Origin of the sequence: Yoonia sp. SDW83-1 (genome assembly GCF_046762885.1) — a bacterium.
In the GTDB taxonomy this organism is placed as follows: domain Bacteria; phylum Pseudomonadota; class Alphaproteobacteria; order Rhodobacterales; family Rhodobacteraceae; genus Yoonia.
Genome location: NZ_JBKQXO010000021.1, coordinates 1 through 19,666, shown reverse-complemented (window position 1 = coordinate 19,666; position 19,666 = coordinate 1). Strand labels below are relative to the sequence as shown.

Here is a 19,666-nt window from a genome sequence, read left to right as displayed (position 1 = left end):
TCAAAGAAAGCCGTTTAACCTTGGCTCAACTCACGAAAGGCGGTCATGTGGCGGCGCACAGTCTGGAACCACAATCCAGTTTCCTTGATGTTGCCCAGCCCGTTATTGACCACCGCCAGAATCTCATCCGCCTGTGGATGGGTCTTGGCGATCACCGCATGCAGCACGTCCACAAATGTCAGCGCCTCATGCATCTGGACGCGGTCCTGTGCACCCAGTTCAGCGATCCGGCCTTCGGCCACATCGACAGCGATCAGCGCCGCATCAGCCTTGTTTTCAAGGATAAAATTCACGCAGTCGGCCGCGGTCGGCGCCCGGACAACTTCGATCACCGGGGCGACCAGATCAACCTCTTCCATCGGCGCGAGCGTATAGGCCTCGGCCCGGCAGATGCGCTTGCCATGCAGCGCGGAATGCTCTGCAAATGCAGGATCGGCGGACGGGCTGTAGTAGCCCAGCACTTCCTCATAAAGCGGATCACTGAACGCCAGATTGTTGCAACGGAACTTGGATTCATCTTCCAGCTTGTCGAACAATTCACAGTTCGGCTGGCTCCAGCCAATGCTGATATCATAGGCGTGGTCGGTGATCAGCGGCTGCAGATGCGCGCCATCATCATTGATGAAATCAATCTGGTACTCCGGCTTGCTGTCGGCATTCTCCAGCGCCAGGTTGATGATCTCAGTCAACAATCCGCCCTGCGCCTGATCTTCATCCATGAACGGCGCCCAGCCGGTCGCGGTCAACACGCGAATGGGGCGGTCACCCGATGGGCCGGGCAGCGCCTCGATCGTGCGCTGACGGATCGCAGAGGCATCAGCGGTCGATGCCTGCACCGCCCCGTCAAGGCAGGGAATAAACAGCCGGTCACCCACATTGATCGCACCGGGATCGCCACCGATGACATCCACATTGGCGCTGTAGATCAGGGTATAATTGGCCGTATCGCCATAGACCCGCCTGGCAATGCTGGACAGATAATCGCCTGATTCAACAACATAATCCTGCCCGCACGCGATGTTTTGCGCCGAAGCGGACGCCGCCGCGAAGCACAGGCCGGATGTCAGAAGAAAAGATTTGAGTAAACGCATATCGTTTCGCCTTTTTGCATTTTATGACGGGCTAGGCCCGTTTGATGCCTGTGCGTAGACAGCGGATGTGGCGGGAATTTGGCAGAACACCGGTTAATTTGCCGCCATTTGGGCAGAATCCATTTCTTGATTTGCATCAACGACGCCACCCGCGCGCCGGATAATCTGGGCCCAACACAAAACAGGAGAGACAAATGTCCCACACCCCGCACGAACTGGCCGAAGAGTTTCCAGAACATGTCGATCGCATACACGATCTGCGCCAGTCCGACGCTCATTTCGCCAAGATGTTCGACGCGTATCACGTGACCAATCGGGCGGTGCACCGGGCCGAGACAAATGTCGAACCCACCTCCGACGATCATCTGATTGACCTGCGCAAGGAACGCGTGATGCTCAAGGATCAGATCTATGCCTACCTGACCAAACAGGCAGCGGGGTAAACACCCTCTCGCGCATCGCTATGGCCTGGGTTAAGACGGGCCATGGCTGATATCAGATCCCTTTTCGCAACCCGTCTTTACCACGCCAAACTGTCCGAGCGTGGCGGTGCTGTTGACCCGACCGAGCTGCAGACCTCCTGCCTTGTCATCGCCGATGATGACGAGGCCGGGCAGGACTGGTGCGAGGCGAATGGCTATCCCGGCTACACCTCCTATGCGTCCCTGACGGACCTGCCCTGGCGGTTCCCGATCTTTGCCGATCTGATCAAGGCACTGGACGCCCATGTGGCTGAATTTGCAAGGGATTTGCAGTTCGATCTGGGCGATAAGTCCCTGAAGCTGGAAGATATCTGGATCAACATCCTCCCCCCCGGCGGTATCCATACCGGCCATATCCACCCCCATTCAGTGATCAGCGGCACGACTTATGTGGCGATGCCCGACGGGGCCAGCGCGCTGAAACTCGAAGACCCGCGCCTGCCCATGATGATGGCCGCCCCGACACGGACAAAAGAGGCGCGGGACGAGTTGCGCCCGTTCATCTACATCGACCCCGCAGTCGGCGACGTGCTGCTGTGGGAAAGCTGGCTGCGACACGAAGTGCCCATGAATATGGCCGAAGATGACGAACGGATATCCGTCAGTTTCAACTATAGCTGGGAGTGATCGGTGGTCCCGGCTTTGCGGAGATAAGGGGCGGACCCCAACGGATTGTCAGTCGGATTCTTTACTATTGTTGTTAAAGAAGCCTCGCGTCTTCAAAGCGCTTTTTCCCGCAAGATCAGTCCTGAACAGCGAGGATGCGGGCGTGTTTGTGCATCTCGGCCTTGATTTCGCCAAAGGTCCGCAAGCCCCGCCCTTCGAGTATGGGCAGCATGGCCACAAAGGCCTCGGCCGTGGCCATCGCATCGCCAAGCGCCGTGTGGCGCAATGCGACAGGGACCTCTACCTCCAGCCGGTCGCAAAGCGCGTCCAGCGTATGCTCGGCAGACCCGCCGAAAACGATGGCCGACAGATGCACGGTGTCGAGGATCGGGTTTTCGAAATGCAGGCCTGTTTGTTTGGCATAACGATGCAGAAACGCCATGTCGAAAGGGGCGTTATGCGCCACGATCACTGCATCTTTTGCAAATGCATGAAAATCCGCCCGCACAAGTGGAAACCGTGGCGCATCCGCCACCATCTTGTCGGTGATCCTGTGAACTTTGGTTGACCCTGGCGGAATCGGCATGCCGGGATTGACCAATGCGTCGAAAATCTCTGAATGGATGATCTTGCCGTTTACGATCCGGACTGCGCCCAGTTGCACGACCTCGTCCTTTGCCGGGTTTAGCCCGGTAGTTTCGCTGTCGAACACAACAAAAGTCAGGTCACGCAACGCGGCATCATTTGGGTCGCCCGGGCGTTCTTTGTCTAGGAGGTCGAAATCATAGACCAGCGGACGTGAAGCATCAGGGGCGAGTGGTTCAAGCATCAAGGTGTAACCGCCGTCTTTGTCAAACAGGCGAATGTGACCTGTATAGACCGCCCCGGATTTGCCCTTGATCGTGGCCTCGCGCCGCACCTGTTTCTTTTCGCTCATCTTTGACAGCAGTTCGCGCACGGTCGCTTCATCAAGATAATCAAAGACCGAACAGTTGAGCCGGGCGGGTGCCTCGCGCTCCATCAGATCGGCGGCTTGCCCATCATAAAGCACGATCTGATGGTCATGCGACGCCACGATTACCGCGATGGGCACGTCGGACAGTATCCGTAAAAGTTGCTGCCGCTGCCGTTCCAGCCGGGCCGTTTTTTGCGCGACAGTTTCTGTGATGGTCTGGGACATCTTGCCCAGCTTGCGATTGATCGCTGTTGCCGCCGGGGCCAGATCGCCAAGATATTTTGCCGTTTGCGCGTCAATGGCAGTGTCGATATCGGCATCGGCGCGGACACGGAACTGCGCCGCCAACGCCTCGATCGGTTTGCTGACGTTTTCATCGAAGAGCAGCCAGACAAAGGCCGCAAGCGCGATCAGACCAAAGGCTGACACGATACCAATAGTCACGAATGCCGACATAGCGTCAGGATCATCCAGTTGTCGAAATCCCAGCCATAACGCCAGGACAACGACCAGCAGCCCGCCAAAGCCGATCAGACAGAAGAACAGGAATACCCTGAGTCTGAGGCTAAGGTCTTTCATGTCACAAATCCTCGCACGCCTTGATCAGGATCGGATCGGTCGCATCCACATTCCGCCAATCCGCATTCAAGACGGTGCCATCCGCGCCAAAGTCTATCCCGTCAAGCACATCCGCGCGTCTGGCATTTGCGCAATCAAAGAGCATCGGTACCTTGGCTGTCCGCGCCCAGCGGCCGTAAAAGACCAGGTCGACGAGCCGCTGGTCAGGCTGGTTGGGGTGCGTGCGTGTGGTGGCCTGATCGACGGCGACAAAGCGCGATACAAACGGTGCGGCATAGGTCCAGGGGCGATAGAACGCCTTTTCCTCGATTGCCTGTGCGACAACCATCCCCTCGGGCATCGTCGCTGCGGTGCGATCAAACCAGCTATATTCGCTGGAGATCGTGGCAAGCAGCATCGCGGCCCCGGCTGAGGCAGGTATCAGCCATTTGGGCAACCGGCCCTTCAAAGTCCGGTTCAGCGCCCAGACAAGTAGCGCCACAGCCGCGCCGGCAACGATTGTGCCGATCAGTTCAAATATCATCAGGCTTCCTTCTTCTTTCGTTCAGTCTAGCCCAAAACACCCCGTCCTTGCATCAAGGCAGATTGCATTGTCTTGATGACCACAAAGGCGTCGCGCAGATGGCTGCGTTCAAAGGCAGACAGTTTGGCAGGGGGCAGAAAGTTATCCGGTGATTTGCCATCCTTGATCAGTCCGGCCTGATGTTCCAACCGGGTCTGGGCCACCAGATCATAAGCGTCGAGCAGATCGCGCCCGCCGCTTTGGCTAATAATTCTGGTATCAATCGCGGCCCGCAGCCGCGCCTGTGTATTCACCGCATCAAGATTGCCCATAAGCGCGTACATCCGGCCCAGATCAACGACCGGCACCACCCCGTTAAGTTTCATGTCAATGGTATTGCGATTTTCACCGGACCGGATGGTCGCCAATCCCTTCAGCAACCCCAGCGGTGTTGCGTGGGTCAGCGCGTTTGTGGCCATATGTGCGGTAAAGATTGAATTGGCCGATGCCGCAGCCAACGTTTCGGCCTGCAATCCATCGAACAGCGAAAAATCTCCACCGATTGGCCGCAGGTCAAACATGACAGAGGCCAGCATCTGCGCCTCTTTGCTTGGGTTTTTGATCCACCAGTCGAAATATTCCCGCCACACTGATAGGGGCTGCCGCCAGCGGGGGTTGGTGGCCATCATATCCCCAGGGCAATAGACATAGCCGCAGGCATTCAGCCCATCACTGACAAACTGGGCGAAAGGTTCGAAATAGGCCAGTGCCGCCTCGCTCAGGTCGTCTTCGAGGATCAGGCAATTGTCCTGATCCGATACGCCGGTTTGTTCCTGCCGTCCCTGAGAACCACAGGCCAGCCAGACATAGCGCGCCGGTGGCGGGCCAAACTTCTCTTCGGCCAGACCTAACAGGCGACGTGTCACCACATCGGCGATGTCCGTGATCATCCGGGTCACGACATCATGGCGATTGCCCGCTGCCACCAGTTGGACCAGCAGGTTCGGGATACGTTGTGTCACCGCCGCAAGCCCGGCCACGGTATCAGCCTTGGCCGCGTCACCCACGAAAACGGCCGTATTTGACGCCTGAAACCGGGTCAAATCGGTTTGCGTGACGATGCCAACCAGCTTGCCCGCCAAGACAATAGGCAGATGGCCCAGCTTATGTTCCATCATCAGATGCAGCACATCTGAACCGATGGCCGATGGCGGCAACACACGGGGATTGGGTGTCATGACCGCGCTGACGGCGGTGTCATGAGCCAGCCCTTGCGCCAGCGCCTTTCCCGACAGGTCGCGCAGGGTGACGATGCCGACCAGCTTGTCCTGTTCCACCACGCACAGGCACGAGATACGATGGGCCTGCATCTGTTGGGCAGCCTTCTGAATGGTCTCAGCTGGGGTGCATGTCAGGGGATCGCGTACCATCAGCGTTTCGACTTGCACGCTGGCCAGATCAAAACGGTTGAGTGACTGTTTCACCGCATCAGATGGATGGCGGTCAAAAAACTGACGCACCGGTTCATGATCCGCGCGCAGTTTATGGAACATATCAGGTGGAATGCAGATCAGGCGGCTGTCTTCTTCGGCTGACGCAGACGTCGCGGCCAGCCCCTCTTTCAGAAGACCACGCTCACCAAAGGAGTTTTCACGTTGCAGGACAGAGATTTGCGTGCCGCCTTCATCGCGCACAGACACACGCCCGCTTTCAATGATGTAAAGCCCCTCAAGAGGCTCGCCAAAGCGATAGACATCTTCACCCTTGTGCAGCTTGACCAGCTTGGCGGCGTCAATCAGCGCAAGAAGCGCCACTTCGGGCAGCGCGTCATAAGGATGCAGGTTTTTCAGTAAAGAAAGGGCGTCGTCGGTCATTCAGATGTCCCGCGGTCAGAAGGTTCGCAAGGCCCCAGCTTGCATCAACCCAAAGGGCGGGGCCAGCGACATATATGCCGCTGGCCCCGATTTTGTTTAGTGATCGACTGCTGCACCTGCGCCGGATGGCACACGTACGCTTTCGACCAGGTCCTTGATCTCTTGCGGTGTGTCTTTGGTCGACATCGACACAGCATAGGCCACACCGAAGTTGATCAGCGCACCCACCGCCCCGATTGCAGTGGACTGGATACCGAAGAGGGATCCGTCAACCGTATCCGGGAAGGAATTGGTGCCAGCAACAAAGAACCAACCCTTGTGCAGGAAGATGTAAAGCAGGGTGAAGATCAGACCTGCCAGCATCCCACACACAGCGCCGACATTATTCACGCGCGTTGAGAAGATGCCCATCATCAAAGCCGGGAAGATTGACGCTGCAGCCAGACCAAAGGCCAGTGCTACGGTTTGCGCCGCAAATCCAGGCGGGTTGAGACCCAGCCACGTCGCCACGACAATCGCCACCGCCATCGCAATCCGGGCTGACAAAAGCTCGCCCTTTTCGGAGATGTTGGGATTGATCGCCCCTTTGACGAGGTCATGCGACACTGCTGACGAGATGGCCAGAAGCAGACCCGCCGCAGTGGACAGGGCAGCGGCCAGACCACCGGCAGCAACCAGACCGATTACCCAACCTGGCAGGTTGGCAATCTCCGGGTTCGCCAGCACCAGGATATCACGGTTGAAGTTTGTCAACTCGTTCCCTTCCCAGCCGTTTGCCGCAGCCTTTTCAGCCATCGCTTCTGAACCGTCATTATAGTACTGGATCAGGCCGTCACCGTTCTTGTCTTCCCAATCAAGAAGACCGGTTTTCTGCCATGTCAGCATCCAGTCATAGGTCGGATCAGTTTCGATGGTCTCAACGGACACAGCATCGCCGTTCGTCCCATTCGGCCACATCAGTTCGGTGATGTTCAGGCGAGCCATTGCACCAACAGCCGGGGCTGTGAGGTACAAAAGCGCGATGAAAATCAGCGTCCAGCCTGCAGACCAGCGCGCGTCAGACACCTTTGGCACGGTGAAGAAGCGCATGATCACATGAGGCAAACCAGCCGTACCGATCATCAGTGACAACGTGAACAAAACCATGTTCAGGTTGTCTTTATGCGCCTCGGTGTAGCTGGCGAAGCCAAGATCGGTCACGATCTGGTCGAGCTTGGTCAACAGATACACGCTGCCCTCACCACCTGTCGCGGCCGTTTCGCTGAACAGACCCAGCGCCGGGATCGGCGTACCAGTCAGCTGCAGCGAGATGAACACAGCCGGGATCGTATAGGCCGTAATCAACACGCAGTACTGTGCCACCTGGGTATAGGTCACACCCTTCATCCCGCCAAAAACGGCATAGGCAAAGACCACGCAAGCACCGATGAGCAGGCCTGTGGTGTTCGACACCTCAAGGAACCGCCCAAAGGCCACGCCCACACCGGTCATCTGCCCGATCACATATGTGACCGAGGCCACGATCAGACAGATCACCGCCACAAGCCGCGCGGTTTGGGAATAGAACCGGTCACCGATGAATTCAGACACGGTAAATTTGCCGAACTTGCGCAGGTAAGGCGCAAGAAGCAGCGCCAGCAGCACATAGCCGCCAGTCCAGCCCATCAGGAAGGTCGAGTTGTCATATCCCGTAAAGGCAATCAGACCCGCCATCGAGATGAATGAGGCCGCCGACATCCAGTCAGCCGCCGTAGCCATCCCGTTGGTGACGGGATGCACGCCGCGACCGGCTGCATAAAACTCTGACGTGGACCCAGCACGGGCCCAGATCGCAATGCCGATGTAGAGCGCGAATGAACCGCCTACAAACAACAGGTTTATTGTAAACTGGTCCATTGGTTACTCCTCTACACCGTATTCACGGTCGAGCTTGTTCATCCGCCAGGCGTAGAAAAAGATCAGAGCCAGAAAGACGAGGATTGACCCCTGCTGGGCAAACCAGAAACCAAGATCGGTGCCGCCGACCTCAATCCCCGCCAGCATCGGACGCAGCAGAATGCCGAACCCAAAGGACACCAGCGCCCATATGACAAGACTGATGATGATAAGCCTGAGATTGGCCTTCCAATAGCCTACCCCGTCCCGGGCCGCTCGTGTTTGTGATGTTTGATCCGCCATATGGCGCTCCTCCTTGTTTATTGGCTAATTTGGGAACGGACGGTGACCGTCCGGCCCGTCTCCTCAGGCCACGACACTCTTGGTGAGTGCGCCAATGGCATCCTTTATCGCGGCAATCTCCCCCATTGCATCCACGCGACGCAGCACGCCCTTGTCCTTATAGTATGCGATCAGTGGGGCTGTCTGCTCATGATATGCATCAAGACGTGACATCACCGTTTTTGCATTGTCATCCGCCCGACGTGTCATCTGCTGTGCACCACAGCTGTCGCAGGTGTCTGCAACTTTGGGCGTCTTGAAGGTGTCGTGATACCCCTCACCACAGGCCCCACAGGTGAACCGCCCGGCGATGCGGACAACCATTTTCACGTCGTCCACTTCCAGCAGGATCGCCGCGTCGATCAGTTGATCAGTCTCAGACAGCATCTCGTCCAAGGCTTCTGCTTGTGCAGTGGTGCGCGGGAACCCGTCCAGGATCACACCTTTGGTGCAGTCAGGCGCCGACAGTCTGTCACGCAAGATGGATATGACAATGTCATCGCTGACAAGATCACCGGCTTCCATGACGGCCTTGGCGGCCTTGCCCGCATCGGAGCCTGAAGCGACTGCGGCGCGCAGCAAGTCCCCGGTGGACAATTGCACCAGCCCGAACTGTTCTTCCAGCATCCGCGCCTGGGTGCCTTTTCCAGCACCCGGAGGCCCCAACAGGATAAGAACAGGCGGCGTTTGTGGTTGCCGGGAGCCGTCCATTACGCGTCCTCCCGGTTCATGCGATTTTCGATCAGGTCATCCACGACGGCGGGTTCAGCCAGCGTAGATGTGTCACCAAGCGATCCAAAATCATCTTCGGCAATCTTGCGCAGAATGCGCCGCATGATCTTGCCCGAACGGGTCTTTGGCAAACCGGGTGCCCACTGGATCAGGTCAGGCTTGGCAATCGGCCCGATTTCCGACCGCACCCAAGTTTCAAGTTCCTTGCGCAGTTCCTCAGACGGTTCCTGCCCGTTCATCAGGGTGACATAGGCATAGATGCCCTGCCCCTTGACGGGATGGGGGTAACCGACGACTGCAGCCTCGGCCACCTTGGCATGGGCGACCAGCGCGCTTTCGACCTCTGCCGTGCCCATCCGGTGACCAGAGACGTTGATAACATCGTCGACGCGGCCTGTGATCCAGTAATCGCCATCCGCATCGCGGCGGCAGCCGTCACCAGTGAAGTAGTAGCCCTTGTAGTCGCTGAAATAGGTCTTCTCGAACCGCTCGTGATCACCCCAGACGGTGCGCATCTGACCCGGCCAGCTATCGGCCAACACCAGCACGCCCTCTGCTTCGGTCGTCGTGATTTCTTCGCCTGATTGCGGGTCCAGCACCTTGGGCACAATACCAAAGAACGGTTGCTGCGCAGAACCCGGTTTCAACTCTGTCGCGCCAGGCAGCGGTGTCAGCAGATGACCACCAGTCTCTGTCTGCCACCAGGTATCGACGATAGGGCAGTTCCCTTTGCCCACGACATCGTTGTACCAATTCCAAGCTTCGGGGTTGATCGGCTCGCCGACGGTACCGAGCACACGAAGGTCAGACAGATCGTAAGCTTCCACGGGATCGTTACCGGCCGCCATCAAGGCGCGGATCGCGGTAGGCGCGGTGTAGAACTGGTTCACCTTGTACTTTTCACACACAGCCCAGAACCGGCCCGCATCTGGATAGGTCGGAACGCCTTCGAACATGATTGTGGTCGCGCCATTGGCCAGCGGACCATAGACAATATAGCTGTGGCCCGTGACCCAACCCACATCAGCTGTGCACCAAAAGACATCGCTCTCGTGATAGTCGAAGACCAGTTCATGGGTCATCGCCGCGTAGGTCAGGTATCCGCCCGATGTATGGACGACGCCTTTCGGCTGCCCAGTCGAACCCGAAGTGTACAGAATAAATAGCGGATCCTCGGCATTCATTTCGGCGGGGGCTGCGTGATCATCCGCCTCAAGCGCCATTTCGTTGTAGTCATAGTCGCGGTCGGTCCATGTGGTCTGACCACCGGTGCGCTTGACGACAAGACATTTGACCTTGTCGCTACAATGCAAAAGGGCCGCATCGGTGTTCGACTTCAGCGCTGTTTTGCGCCCGCCGCGCGGCGCCTCATCTGCCGTGATCACGACCTTCGCATCGCAGCCATTAATCCGCGCACCCAGCGCATCAGGCGAGAAGCCGGCGAAGACAATGGAGTGGATCGCGCCAATCCGGGCGCAGGCCAGCATGGCATAGGCGGCTTCGGGGATCATCGGCAGATAGATCACGACCCGGTCGCTTTTCTTGACGCCCAGCGTTTCAAGGATATTGGCCATCTTGCACACGCTGCGGTGCAAATCCTTGTAGGTGATGTGCAGGGCCTTGTCGTTTGGATCGTCAGGTTCCCAGATAATCGCTGTCTGATCGCCCCGCGTTTCAAGGTGGCGATCAATGCAGTTGGCGGACACATTCAACACACCATCTTCGAACCATTTGATCGAAACATTACCGAGATCGAAATTGACATTCCTGACCTTCGTGAACGGCTTGATCCAATCCAGACGCTTGCCCTGCTCTGCCCAAAAGGCATCAGGATCGGCAATCGAAGCCTGATACATGGATTGATACTGTGCTGCATTCACGTGCGGTGTCCGCGCCGCATCCTTTGCGTCACCGGAGCTCTGGGCCATTTCGTTATCGGGTTGTTCGATGGTGTCCATGTCAGCCTCCTCAAACTGATGGCGAAGGGACACCCTTTCATAAAGATAGCCGTTCGTCCCCACGCCCTGTAAAGGAGTAATAGAGACATCTGGGCCACACATAAACTAAACCATTGGCTTAAATCATTTTTTTTGCAAATTTTTTTTCATACCTGTGAAGAGCTTGTAAAATTCTACCGCTTGGCGACCTCAACTACAGGCAATACCAGCATTTTTGTCTGTTAACTTTGGGGAAAGGATTTCGCCGTTAGCGCCCAAAGAGCATCCCGGCTTTTTATGTCACCAACTTGGCAGGTGATGCTTTGACCCGCGCGGCTGAGTTGTGGACGAGAGCGTATGACAGGGGTGGGCATGACATCTTCGCTATCTCGAATCGAGCGTGTCACAACCCAAGTTCTATGAGCATCAGTCAGCTTTGGGCAACTACTCGCAAGTCATGGCGTCGCGTGAACGATACCTGTCATTATTACTCTTATTTCTGATATAAGTACTTTATGCCGCCGATCAACACGGCGTCAGTTGCCCGAAACAGCCGAAGCGCCGCCATCCTGTACCGTGGTGTCAACATCATCAGCGGTCCATGCAAGAAAGGCGACAAAAACGGCCGCAACCAACAAGACCGCAGCGAGAATGCCAACCAACGGCCCCCGGTGACGTTTCTTTTGCGTTTCGACGTTTGTTTCAGGTGCTGACATAAAAAAACCTCTGCTTTGCTTCAGAACGATAACAGACCAATAGCCCTTTAGTTCCGGCGGAGCTAACTAAAAAGCCTGAAAGAATAGGCCTTATGCTTCTCAGCTTCGTAATTTGGCTAATGTGAAATCAGGACTACTGTTGCTGCGTGCGCAGACCTCATCCATCCCAGCTTTGTCATCAGTGTGTAAAATCTGACACGGACCGGCGACCTTAAAAAAATATCCCCCGCTGAGTTCTCAGCGGGGGATATTCTCAAACCGTTCGAGCAACATCTTGTTTTCCAAAGATGTAAGCTTCGATGTCATATCAGTGGGACTTGACGAGTTACCAGTCTTCCCGAACCACTGTACGTGTCTTGATTGGCAGCTTCATGGCAGCCAGACGCAAAGCTTCGCGGGCGATTGTTTCGTTCACGCCGTCGATTTCGAACATCACGCGGCCGGGTTTGACCTTGCATGCCCAAAAATCGATGGAGCCTTTACCCTTACCCATACGAACTTCGACGGGCTTGGACGTCACGGGCGTATCGGGGAAGATACGGATCCAGACGCGGCCCTGACGCTTCATGTGGCGCGTCATGGCACGACGGGCGGCTTCGATCTGGCGCGCTGTGATACGCTCCGGTTCGATGGCCTTCAGGCCGTAAGTGCCAAAGTTCAGGTCAGACCCGCCCTTGGCTTCGCCACGAATGCGGCCCTTGTGCAGCTTGCGGTGTTTGGTGCGCTTTGGTTGCAGCATATCATCTACTCCTTAGCGGCGGCCGGGGCCGCGAGGGATGGCACCCTCTTGCAGCTCGGCATGTTTGCGGTCGTGCGCTGACGGATCATGCTCCATGATTTCACCTTTGTAGATGAAGACCTTGATGCCGATGATCCCGTAGGGCGTCATCGCCTCGTACAGTGCATAGTCGATGTCGGCGCGCAGGGTGTGCAGCGGCACGCGACCTTCGCGGTACCATTCGGTACGTGCGATTTCAGCGCCACCCAAACGACCGGCGAGGTTCACCCGGATACCCAAGGCACCCATACGCATGGCGTTCTGCACGGCACGCTTCATCGCGCGACGGAAGGACACCCGGCGTTCCAGCTGCTGACCGATGGATTCGGCGACCAAGGCTGCGTCCAGCTCGGGCTTGCGGACCTCGACAATGTTCAGGTGCAACTCGGACGATGTCAGATTTGCCAGCTTCTTGCGCAAACCTTCGATATCCGCACCCTTTTTACCGATGATAACACCGGGACGAGCGGCGTGAATGGTCACCCGGCACTTCTTGTGCGGGCGTTCGATGATCACGCGGCTGACGCCAGCCTGAGCGCATTCTTTCTTGATGAAGTCCTTGATCTTGAGGTCTTCGAGAAGAAGGTCACCGTAGTCTTTGGTATCGGCGTACCAGCGACTGTCCCAGGTGCGGTTGACCTGGAGGCGCATGCCGATCGGGTTTACTTTATTACCCATTATGATTGCTCCTCAACCTGACGCACCTTGATGGTGATTTCCGAAAACGGCTTGATGATCTTGCCAAACCGGCCACGGGCCCGGGGGCGACCGCGCTTCATGATCAGGTTTTTACCCACATAAGCCTCGGCGACGACAAGTTCGTCGACGTCCAGGTTGTGGTTGTTTTCTGCGTTTGCGATGGCGGACTGAAGACATTTCTTCACGTCACCAGCGATCCGCTTTTTGGAGAAAGTCAGGTCGGTCAGTGCCTGTTCGACTTTCTTGCCGCGGATCAGGCCAGCCACAAGGTTCAGTTTCTGCGGGGACGTGCGAAGCATGCGCAGTTTTGCCATGGCTTCGTTGTCGGCCACGCGGCGGGGGTTCTTTTCCTTGCCCATGACTTATTTCCGCTTCGCTTTTTTGTCGGCGGCGTGACCGTAATAGGTGCGGGTCGGTGAATATTCACCAAACTTCTGACCAATCATGTCTTCGCTGACGTTGACGGGGATATGCTTCTTGCCGTTGTAGACCCCGAAGGTCAGGCCAACGAACTGAGGCAGGATGGTAGAACGACGCGACCAGATCTTGATCACTTCGTTGCGGCCACTTTCGCGGGATGCTTCGGCTTTCTTCAGCACGTAGGCATCGACGAACGGACCTTTCCAGACGGAACGAGCCATAATTAACGACCCTTCTTCTTGGCGTGACGCGAACGGACGATAAGCCGCTGCGACGCTTTGTTTTTGTTACGGGTACGCTTGCCCTTGGTGTCTTTGCCCCAAGGCGTCACAGGCGTACGACCACCAGATGTCCGGCCTTCACCACCACCATGGGGGTGGTCGATCGGGTTCATGGCAACACCACGGACACTTGGGCGGATGCCCTTGTGGCGGTTGCGGCCAGCCTTGCCGAAGTTCTGGTTGGAGTTGTCGGGGTTCGAGACCGCGCCAACAGTGGCCATGCATTCCTGGCGGACCAGGCGCAATTCGCCAGAGGACAGGCGGATCTGGGCATAGCCCCCGTCACGACCGACGAACTGCGCATAGGTGCCAGCAGCACGGGCGATCTGGCCGCCTTTGCCTGCTTTCAGTTCGATGTTGTGAACGATCGTCCCGATTGGCATGCCGCTGAAGGGCATTGCGTTGCCGGGTTTGATATCGGCCTTGGCCGAGGCAATCACCTTGTCACCGACAGCCAGACGCTGCGGGGCAAGGATGTAATTCTGGGTGCCGTCTTCGTACTGGATCAGTGCGATGAAAGCGGTCCGGTTCGGGTCATATTCGATGCGGGCGACAACGGCGGACATGTCCAGTTTGTTGCGCTTGAAATCGACGATACGGTAAAGGCGTTTTGCGCCCCCACCAATGCGACGCATGGTGATCCGTCCGGTGTTGTTCCGGCCGCCTGACTTGGTCAGACCCTCTGTGAGGGCCTTGACAGGACGTCCTTTCCAAAGCTCCGAACGGTCGATCAGCACCAGCCCACGCTGGCCCGGCGTCGTCGGTTTGTACGACTTGAGTGCCATGTTAGCTTCTTCCGTTTGCTTGGCGGCCCCGTGTGGGGCCTATGTGGTTAAGGCCCCCGTAGGTGCCCGATGGTCAAAAGCACAGCACCCCGGACGAATCCGGGGTGGAGTGAATGAGGGGCGTATAGCGGGGGATGGGTGGGGTGGCAAGGGGGTGTTGGTGACTCGCTTTCAACCCGTGGTATCATCAAAACTAACCAGACACCTAAGATCCACACAAAAGTTTCAACCCAACAATTCCAACCTTCCAACGATGAGGTTCGACTTAGCTACGTGAATAACTATCCCGAGAATTTAGCACCGGCATTTCACGACACTGGAGGAGTCGCAACGTCCTTCAAGTCATGGTGGAAGTCAGCGAGCGAATACTTTGACAAAGTACCAGAAGAAGTCGCGCAATACTGGATCCATGAACACTGGAACTACTCGCCCTTTGGATTCCTAAAGAGCCAGAACTACTCATATAGGCGCGTTCAGTGGGCAGTAGACGATGTAGGAAGTATTCGTTCCCGTCTAAGTGAATATGAAGTCGGCGGACGAGACTGCCTCAAAGCCGGCAAATATCTTTTGAGCCAATCAAATTATAGCACTGCTCAGTACATGGTGTCTCATCGTAAACCACCTATTCCCATTGTGGTCGTTGACAATAGAGACGGCCATCTCGTCAGAGAATACTCAGAGGCATCTGCTGAAGAGATTCCTGAAGGATTCATTCTAGTTGAGGGACATCGCAGATATAGTCTTTGCTTGGCGCTATCTGAAACACAACAGTTGGTTGAACTGCCAGTTTGGTTGCTATTGAGAGATCACTAAGGTATCTGAACAGCCCGGAACAAGCCGAAGGCGCCGGGCGAGCGCCTGCCCGTCCCAGCGGGCTGGCGCTTTGGTGCCGTCACGCGCATCGCAACCTTGGCGTATGTGTGGCTGCCATAAAGTGCCAGACATCAAGGGCAGCTGCGCCATCCCACGGGCAGGCGCGCGCTCGGCTTACGCTAATGTCGGGATGGTGGGTTGTACCCACCCTACAACGAAAAAGCCCCCGGCAATCGCCGAGGGCTTTTCATTCTTATCAGACCCGGATCAAAGACCGGTGGAGACGTCGATCGTGTTGCCCTCTTCGAGCGTCACGTAGGCTTTCTTGACATCCTTGCGGGTGCCGAGTGAGCCGCGGAACCGCTTGACCTTGCCTTTGGTGATTGATGTGTTGACCGCTTTCACCTTGACCCCGAACAGGCTTTCGACGGCCTCTTTGATCATCGGCTTGTTGGCGTCGATGGCCACTTCAAACACAACCGCGTTCTGTTCGGACGCCATGGTTGCCTTTTCGGTGATGATCGGCTTGCGGATCACGTCGTAATGTTCTGCTTTCGCGCTCATGACAAACGAGCCTCCAGTGCTTCGACGCCTGCCTTGGTCAGCACAAGCGTGTCCGACCGCAGGATGTCATAGACGTTGGCACCCTGGCTGGGCAGCACGTCAATGGTTGAGATATTGGCCGCGGCCTTTTTGAAGTTTTCGTTCACTTCGGCCCCGTCGATGACCAGTGCGCGTTTCCAGCCCAGGTTGCCGACCATTTTGGCCAGCGCGCCGGTCTTGGCGTCCTTCACTTCGATCGTGTCGACGATCACCAGCTCGCCTGCGGCCACTTTCGCGGACAGTGCGTGCTTCAGACCCAGCTTACGGAACTTCTTGGGCAGGTCGTGGGCGTGGCTGCGGGGGGTTGGCCCCTTGTAGACACCGCCCGAGCGGAAGATCGGCGCGCCGCGCGAGCCGTGACGTGCGCCGCCGGTGCCCTTCTGGCGATAGATCTTCTTGGTGGAATAGGACACTTCGGACCGGCCAAGCGTGTCATGTGTGCCTGCCATTGCCTTGTTACGCTGCCAGCGGACGACGCGGTGCAGGATGTCCTTGCGGGGCTCCAGACCAAAGATGTCGTCGTTCAGATCAACGGATCCGGCTTTCTTGCCGTCCAGTTTGATTGCATCAGCCTTCATTTTTGTCGCCTCCTTCTTCTGGGGCATCTGTTTCGGCTGCGGCCTCGGCTTCAGCGGCTTCCAGTGCGGCCTGTTCTGCCTCGGCTGCGGCCTTGGCGGCGGCCTCCTCTTCAGCGGCGGCTGCGGCTGCGGCTTCGGCGGCCAGCTTTTCGGCTTCTTCCTTCATGGATTTCAGACCGGCAGGATAGATCACGTTTTCAGGTGTCGGCTTTTTCACCGCATCCTTGATTGTGACCCAGCCACCTTTTGATCCGGGAACAGCACCTTTGACCATGATCACGCCACGGTCGGCATCGGTCTTGACCACTTGCAGGTTCTGGGTGGTGACTTTCGCCGCCCCCATATGACCGGCCATCTTCTTGCCTTTGAACACCTTGCCGGGGTCCTGACACTGGCCGGTGGAGCCATGCGAACGGTGAGAGATCGACACACCGTGTGTCGCGCGCAGACCACCAAAGTTGTGCCGCTTCATCGCACCGGCAAAACCTTTACCGATGGATGTGCCGGACACGTCCACATACTGACCTTCGAAGTAATGGTTGGCGAGTATTTCTTCGCCCACATTGATCAGGTTCTCAGGGGCCACGCGGAACTCAGCGACCTTGCGCTTGGGTTCCACCTTGGCGGCGGCAAAATGACCGCGCATCGCCTTGGAGGTCCGCTTTGCCTTGGCATTGCCAGCACCCAGCTGAACGGCGACATAGCCGTCCTTGTCAGCGGTGCGCTGTGCGACGACCTGCAGGTTTTCGAGCGAAAGAACGGTCACAGGAATCTGCTTGCCGTCTTCCATGAACAGCCGGGTCATCCCGACTTTCTTTGCAATAAGTCCGGTACGGAGCATGCTGTTAACTCCTTATACGGAAATCTGAACGTCGACACCGGCGGCCAGGTCGAGCTTCATCAGCGCGTCCACGGTCTGCGGTGTCGGGTCCACGATGTCGAGAAGGCGCTTATGCGTCCGGATCTCGAACTGATCGCGGGATTTCTTGTCCACGTGGGGGCCACGCAGAACGGTGAATTTTTCGATCTTGTTGGGAAGTGGGATCGGGCCACGGACAGAAGCGCCTGTGCGCTTGGCTGTGCTGACGATTTCCTGTGTGCTTGCATCAAGCACCCGGTAATCAAACGCCTTGAGGCGGATACGGATGTTTTGGCTTTGAACGGCCATATTTCATCCCCTTATACTGGGGTGAAGATCGGATTGGACGATACCGGCTCATCCGGCACCCTCATCGCGTCTTTTGTCCAACGTATAAAGGGCACGGCGGACCGCACCCTTGCTGGATAGCGGGCGTATAGGGGGAGTCGGGGGTGGTGTAAAGGGGGTTTGTATTTCGTTCACAACGCGTTTCCCAATCGGCACTCGGGTTAAGTGCCATGACCTGCAGCAGCCAATAACTTCAGCATTTTAGAGCGGCAGGAAACTGTTTGTTGGTAAACGCTCTGGAGCAAACTCTTCCCAGTATGGGTCCCAGTCTTGGTTTGCTTCGTAAACATAACGAAACCCACCATGAATGACCTTTCTTTGGCGCCCCTCCAACACATCATAAGAAAGCCTATGTGCCGTCCATCGATAGTCTGCGTTGCCCCTGCTGTCGTTATCATAGATTGCATTGACGAGCATGATCGCGGTGCAGCCTGCAAAGCCGGGACTGTCTTCGCTGTGAGAAACCAATTCGATCACCTCGGCCGGGTACCAAACCTCCCCAAATGGATAGAGGCATGTTTCGCTTTCAAGCAAGGCATTGAGGGCATCAAAGTGTTTTTTGATATCATGACCGTAGTCAGCGGTGGCAATCCGCTCTCGTTCTTCGTTGGTAAGCGACTTTGCCAAATGGACCAAAGGAGCCAGAACGTCTTCTCTTAGGTTCGTAACGCGGTCAGAGGGTTTTGGGCGCACATCTTCCGATACGAGCGAGTATCTTCTCGCTTGCTCAAAACCGTTCATTATCGCAGCGCGAACCGTATTGTCTGCATTTCTGTAAATAGGTGCAAACGTATCCCACTCCCACTGGAAGTCACTACCGCGGTTTGGATTTTCAAATCGAACAAGTAGTAGGAGACAAGTAGCAGCGAGGAATTGTGTGTTTTGGTCACTGGGTGAGGCGGCTTTTAGATGGATTTCTCGTAACATTTCGGCATCAAAGTCTAACGTCCACGTTGGTGCTCGCCCAGCCATTGAACTCCTAAGTTGATCTAGCATCTGAAACTCTAGTTTAGATAAGCCCTGCGACGATTGTTCCATGAGTTGAACTGCCGTTCTGCGTAGATCAATAATCGACTGAAGCCTGCGAAAGGACATTTTGGCGCTTTGCTCATTTGGAAAGGAAGCTTTTCAAACAGTATAATGTACATGGCCTAGGATACTCAACGTAGGTTATGTTCCGCATAACCTACCTATATTCGTAAAAAGGCCGCCCCTGTTGGAGCGGCCTTTGTTTGTTTCTGTGAGAAGGGTGCAAGCACCCACCCTACGGGTTATTCGACGATCTTCGACACGACCCCGGCGCCGACGGTGCGGCCGCCTTCGCGGATGGCGAAGCGCAGGCCGTCTTCCATGGCGATCGGCGCGATCAGTTCAACGTTGAACTTCAGGTTGTCGCCCGGCATCACCATTTCGGTGCCAGCGGGCAGCTCAACCGTGCCGGTCACGTCTGTGGTCCGGAAATAGAACTGCGGACGGTAGTTGGCAAAGAACGGCGTGTGACGACCGCCCTCTTCCTTGGTCAGGATGTAGGCTTCGGCCTCGAACTTGGTGTGCGGCTTGACCGAACCGGGCTTGCACAGCACCTGGCCACGCTCGACACCTTCACGGTCGACACCACGCAGCAGGGCGCCGATGTTGTCGCCGGCTTCACCGCTGTCCAGCAGCTTGCGGAACATTTCAACGCCTGTGCAGGTCGTCTTCTTGGTGTCGCGGATACCCACGATCTCGATCTCGTCGCCGACATTGATCACGCCACGCTCGACACGACCGGTCACAACTGTACCACGGCCGGAGATCGAGAACACGTCCTC

21 protein-coding genes are annotated in these 19,666 nt (G+C 56.6%); 2 read left to right on the top strand and 19 right to left on the bottom strand.

Translation table 11 applies throughout. From position 1 onward, the window contains the following. Positions 1-14: 14 nt before the first annotated feature. Complete coding sequence (locus ACFWW4_RS19750; RefSeq protein ID WP_411892424.1) at positions 15-1,091, bottom strand: LysM peptidoglycan-binding domain-containing protein; 1,077 nt, start codon at positions 1,089-1,091, stop codon at positions 15-17. A gap of 194 nt (positions 1,092-1,285) precedes the next feature. Between ACFWW4_RS19750 and ACFWW4_RS19745 the strand changes: the two genes are divergently transcribed. Both ACFWW4_RS19745 and ACFWW4_RS19740 read left to right on the top strand, forming a co-directional pair. After that, positions 1,286-1,534, top strand: a complete 249-nt coding sequence (locus ACFWW4_RS19745; protein ID WP_393927411.1) for a YdcH family protein — start codon at positions 1,286-1,288, stop codon at positions 1,532-1,534. A gap of 42 nt (positions 1,535-1,576) precedes the next feature. Then, positions 1,577-2,200: a TIGR02466 family protein gene (locus ACFWW4_RS19740; RefSeq protein WP_411892423.1), complete on the top strand. Its 624-nt coding sequence runs from the start codon at positions 1,577-1,579 to the stop codon at positions 2,198-2,200. Positions 2,201-2,315: 115 nt separating this feature from the next. Here ACFWW4_RS19740 and ACFWW4_RS19735 read toward each other — a convergent pair whose 3' ends face one another. From ACFWW4_RS19735 to ACFWW4_RS19650, 18 genes are all read right to left on the bottom strand, one after another. After that, positions 2,316-3,713, bottom strand: coding sequence for an exonuclease domain-containing protein (locus ACFWW4_RS19735; RefSeq protein ID WP_411892422.1), 1,398 nt, complete (start codon positions 3,711-3,713; stop codon positions 2,316-2,318). A 1-nt stretch (position 3,714) separates the two neighbouring features. Continuing rightward, on the bottom strand, positions 3,715-4,236 hold the full coding sequence (locus tag ACFWW4_RS19730) for a hypothetical protein (protein ID WP_411892421.1): 522 nt from the start codon (positions 4,234-4,236) through the stop codon (positions 3,715-3,717). Between the two features lie 26 nt (positions 4,237-4,262). Then, positions 4,263-6,089, bottom strand: a complete 1,827-nt coding sequence (locus ACFWW4_RS19725; RefSeq protein WP_411892420.1) for a DUF294 nucleotidyltransferase-like domain-containing protein — start codon at positions 6,087-6,089, stop codon at positions 4,263-4,265. A 96-nt stretch (positions 6,090-6,185) separates the two neighbouring features. Continuing rightward, entirely contained in the window at positions 6,186-7,985 is a 1,800-nt protein-coding gene (locus ACFWW4_RS19720; protein WP_393927602.1) for a sodium:solute symporter family protein, read from the bottom strand. Positions 7,986-7,988: 3 nt separating this feature from the next. After that, entirely contained in the window at positions 7,989-8,267 is a 279-nt protein-coding gene (locus ACFWW4_RS19715) for a DUF4212 domain-containing protein (RefSeq protein ID WP_393927601.1), read from the bottom strand. Between the two features lie 63 nt (positions 8,268-8,330). Beyond that, a complete protein-coding gene (locus ACFWW4_RS19710; RefSeq protein WP_411892419.1) occupies positions 8,331-9,017 on the bottom strand; it encodes an adenylate kinase in 687 nt (228 codons plus the stop codon). Beyond that, positions 9,017-10,966 (bottom strand): acetate--CoA ligase, encoded by a 1,950-nt coding sequence (gene acs / locus ACFWW4_RS19705; protein ID WP_411892446.1) that lies wholly within the window; start codon positions 10,964-10,966, stop codon positions 9,017-9,019. Before acs ends, ACFWW4_RS19710 begins: the two co-directional genes overlap by 1 nt. Before the next feature lie 1,050 nt (positions 10,967-12,016). Continuing rightward, positions 12,017-12,430 (bottom strand): 50S ribosomal protein L16, encoded by a 414-nt coding sequence (gene rplP, locus ACFWW4_RS19700; protein ID WP_100367924.1) that lies wholly within the window; start codon positions 12,428-12,430, stop codon positions 12,017-12,019. A 12-nt stretch (positions 12,431-12,442) separates the two neighbouring features. Beyond that, a complete protein-coding gene (gene rpsC / locus ACFWW4_RS19695) occupies positions 12,443-13,147 on the bottom strand; it encodes a 30S ribosomal protein S3 (protein ID WP_393927418.1) in 705 nt (234 codons plus the stop codon). Beyond that, entirely contained in the window at positions 13,147-13,527 is a 381-nt protein-coding gene (gene rplV / locus ACFWW4_RS19690; protein ID WP_411892418.1) for a 50S ribosomal protein L22, read from the bottom strand. The genes rpsC and rplV overlap by 1 nt, the downstream gene beginning before the upstream one ends. Positions 13,528-13,530: 3 nt before the next feature. Further along, entirely contained in the window at positions 13,531-13,809 is a 279-nt protein-coding gene (rpsS, locus tag ACFWW4_RS19685; protein WP_008236480.1) for a 30S ribosomal protein S19, read from the bottom strand. Positions 13,810-13,811: 2 nt separating this feature from the next. Beyond that, a complete protein-coding gene (gene rplB, locus ACFWW4_RS19680; RefSeq protein WP_393927421.1) occupies positions 13,812-14,654 on the bottom strand; it encodes a 50S ribosomal protein L2 in 843 nt (280 codons plus the stop codon). Positions 14,655-15,734: 1,080 nt separating this feature from the next. Beyond that, positions 15,735-16,031, bottom strand: coding sequence for a 50S ribosomal protein L23 (locus ACFWW4_RS19675; RefSeq protein WP_393927426.1), 297 nt, complete (start codon positions 16,029-16,031; stop codon positions 15,735-15,737). Further along, a complete protein-coding gene (rplD, locus tag ACFWW4_RS19670) occupies positions 16,028-16,648 on the bottom strand; it encodes a 50S ribosomal protein L4 (protein WP_393927429.1) in 621 nt (206 codons plus the stop codon). Before rplD ends, ACFWW4_RS19675 begins: the two co-directional genes overlap by 4 nt. After that, on the bottom strand, positions 16,638-17,489 hold the full coding sequence (gene rplC, locus ACFWW4_RS19665) for a 50S ribosomal protein L3 (protein ID WP_393927431.1): 852 nt from the start codon (positions 17,487-17,489) through the stop codon (positions 16,638-16,640). Before rplC ends, rplD begins: the two co-directional genes overlap by 11 nt. A gap of 12 nt (positions 17,490-17,501) precedes the next feature. After that, entirely contained in the window at positions 17,502-17,816 is a 315-nt protein-coding gene (gene rpsJ / locus ACFWW4_RS19660) for a 30S ribosomal protein S10 (RefSeq protein WP_339954202.1), read from the bottom strand. A 240-nt stretch (positions 17,817-18,056) separates the two neighbouring features. Further along, positions 18,057-18,782 carry a hypothetical protein gene (locus ACFWW4_RS19655; RefSeq protein ID WP_411892417.1) on the bottom strand — a complete coding sequence of 242 codons (726 nt, stop codon included), beginning with the start codon at positions 18,780-18,782 and terminating at the stop codon, positions 18,057-18,059. A gap of 344 nt (positions 18,783-19,126) precedes the next feature. Further along, positions 19,127-19,666, bottom strand: a 540-nt coding sequence (locus tag ACFWW4_RS19650; RefSeq protein WP_411892416.1) for an EF-Tu/IF-2/RF-3 family GTPase, incomplete at its 5' end; no start/stop codon positions are given.

Excerpts from the sequence above, each read along its gene's own strand:
- ACFWW4_RS19750 (WP_411892424.1), bottom strand. The coding sequence starts at position 1,091 with ATGCGTTTACTCAAATCTTTTCTTCTGACATCCGGCCTGTGCTTCGCG.
- ACFWW4_RS19745 (WP_393927411.1), top strand. The coding sequence starts at position 1,286 with ATGTCCCACACCCCGCACGAACTGGCCGAAGAGTTTCCAGAACATGTC.
- ACFWW4_RS19740 (WP_411892423.1), top strand. The coding sequence starts at position 1,577 with ATGGCTGATATCAGATCCCTTTTCGCAACCCGTCTTTACCACGCCAAA.
- ACFWW4_RS19735 (WP_411892422.1), bottom strand. The coding sequence starts at position 3,713 with ATGAAAGACCTTAGCCTCAGACTCAGGGTATTCCTGTTCTTCTGTCTG.
- ACFWW4_RS19730 (WP_411892421.1), bottom strand. The coding sequence starts at position 4,236 with ATGATATTTGAACTGATCGGCACAATCGTTGCCGGCGCGGCTGTGGCG.
- ACFWW4_RS19725 (WP_411892420.1), bottom strand. The coding sequence starts at position 6,089 with ATGACCGACGACGCCCTTTCTTTACTGAAAAACCTGCATCCTTATGAC.
- ACFWW4_RS19720 (WP_393927602.1), bottom strand. The coding sequence starts at position 7,985 with ATGGACCAGTTTACAATAAACCTGTTGTTTGTAGGCGGTTCATTCGCG.
- ACFWW4_RS19715 (WP_393927601.1), bottom strand. The coding sequence starts at position 8,267 with ATGGCGGATCAAACATCACAAACACGAGCGGCCCGGGACGGGGTAGGC.
- ACFWW4_RS19710 (WP_411892419.1), bottom strand. The coding sequence starts at position 9,017 with ATGGACGGCTCCCGGCAACCACAAACGCCGCCTGTTCTTATCCTGTTG.
- acs (WP_411892446.1), bottom strand. The coding sequence starts at position 10,966 with ATGGCCCAGAGCTCCGGTGACGCAAAGGATGCGGCGCGGACACCGCAC.
- rplP (WP_100367924.1), bottom strand. The coding sequence starts at position 12,430 with ATGCTGCAACCAAAGCGCACCAAACACCGCAAGCTGCACAAGGGCCGC.
- rpsC (WP_393927418.1), bottom strand. The coding sequence starts at position 13,147 with ATGGGTAATAAAGTAAACCCGATCGGCATGCGCCTCCAGGTCAACCGC.
- rplV (WP_411892418.1), bottom strand. The coding sequence starts at position 13,527 with ATGGGCAAGGAAAAGAACCCCCGCCGCGTGGCCGACAACGAAGCCATG.
- rpsS (WP_008236480.1), bottom strand. The coding sequence starts at position 13,809 with ATGGCTCGTTCCGTCTGGAAAGGTCCGTTCGTCGATGCCTACGTGCTG.
- rplB (WP_393927421.1), bottom strand. The coding sequence starts at position 14,654 with ATGGCACTCAAGTCGTACAAACCGACGACGCCGGGCCAGCGTGGGCTG.
- ACFWW4_RS19675 (WP_393927426.1), bottom strand. The coding sequence starts at position 16,031 with ATGAGCGCGAAAGCAGAACATTACGACGTGATCCGCAAGCCGATCATC.
- rplD (WP_393927429.1), bottom strand. The coding sequence starts at position 16,648 with ATGAAGGCTGATGCAATCAAACTGGACGGCAAGAAAGCCGGATCCGTT.
- rplC (WP_393927431.1), bottom strand. The coding sequence starts at position 17,489 with ATGCTCCGTACCGGACTTATTGCAAAGAAAGTCGGGATGACCCGGCTG.
- rpsJ (WP_339954202.1), bottom strand. The coding sequence starts at position 17,816 with ATGGCCGTTCAAAGCCAAAACATCCGTATCCGCCTCAAGGCGTTTGAT.
- ACFWW4_RS19655 (WP_411892417.1), bottom strand. The coding sequence starts at position 18,782 with ATGTTACGAGAAATCCATCTAAAAGCCGCCTCACCCAGTGACCAAAAC.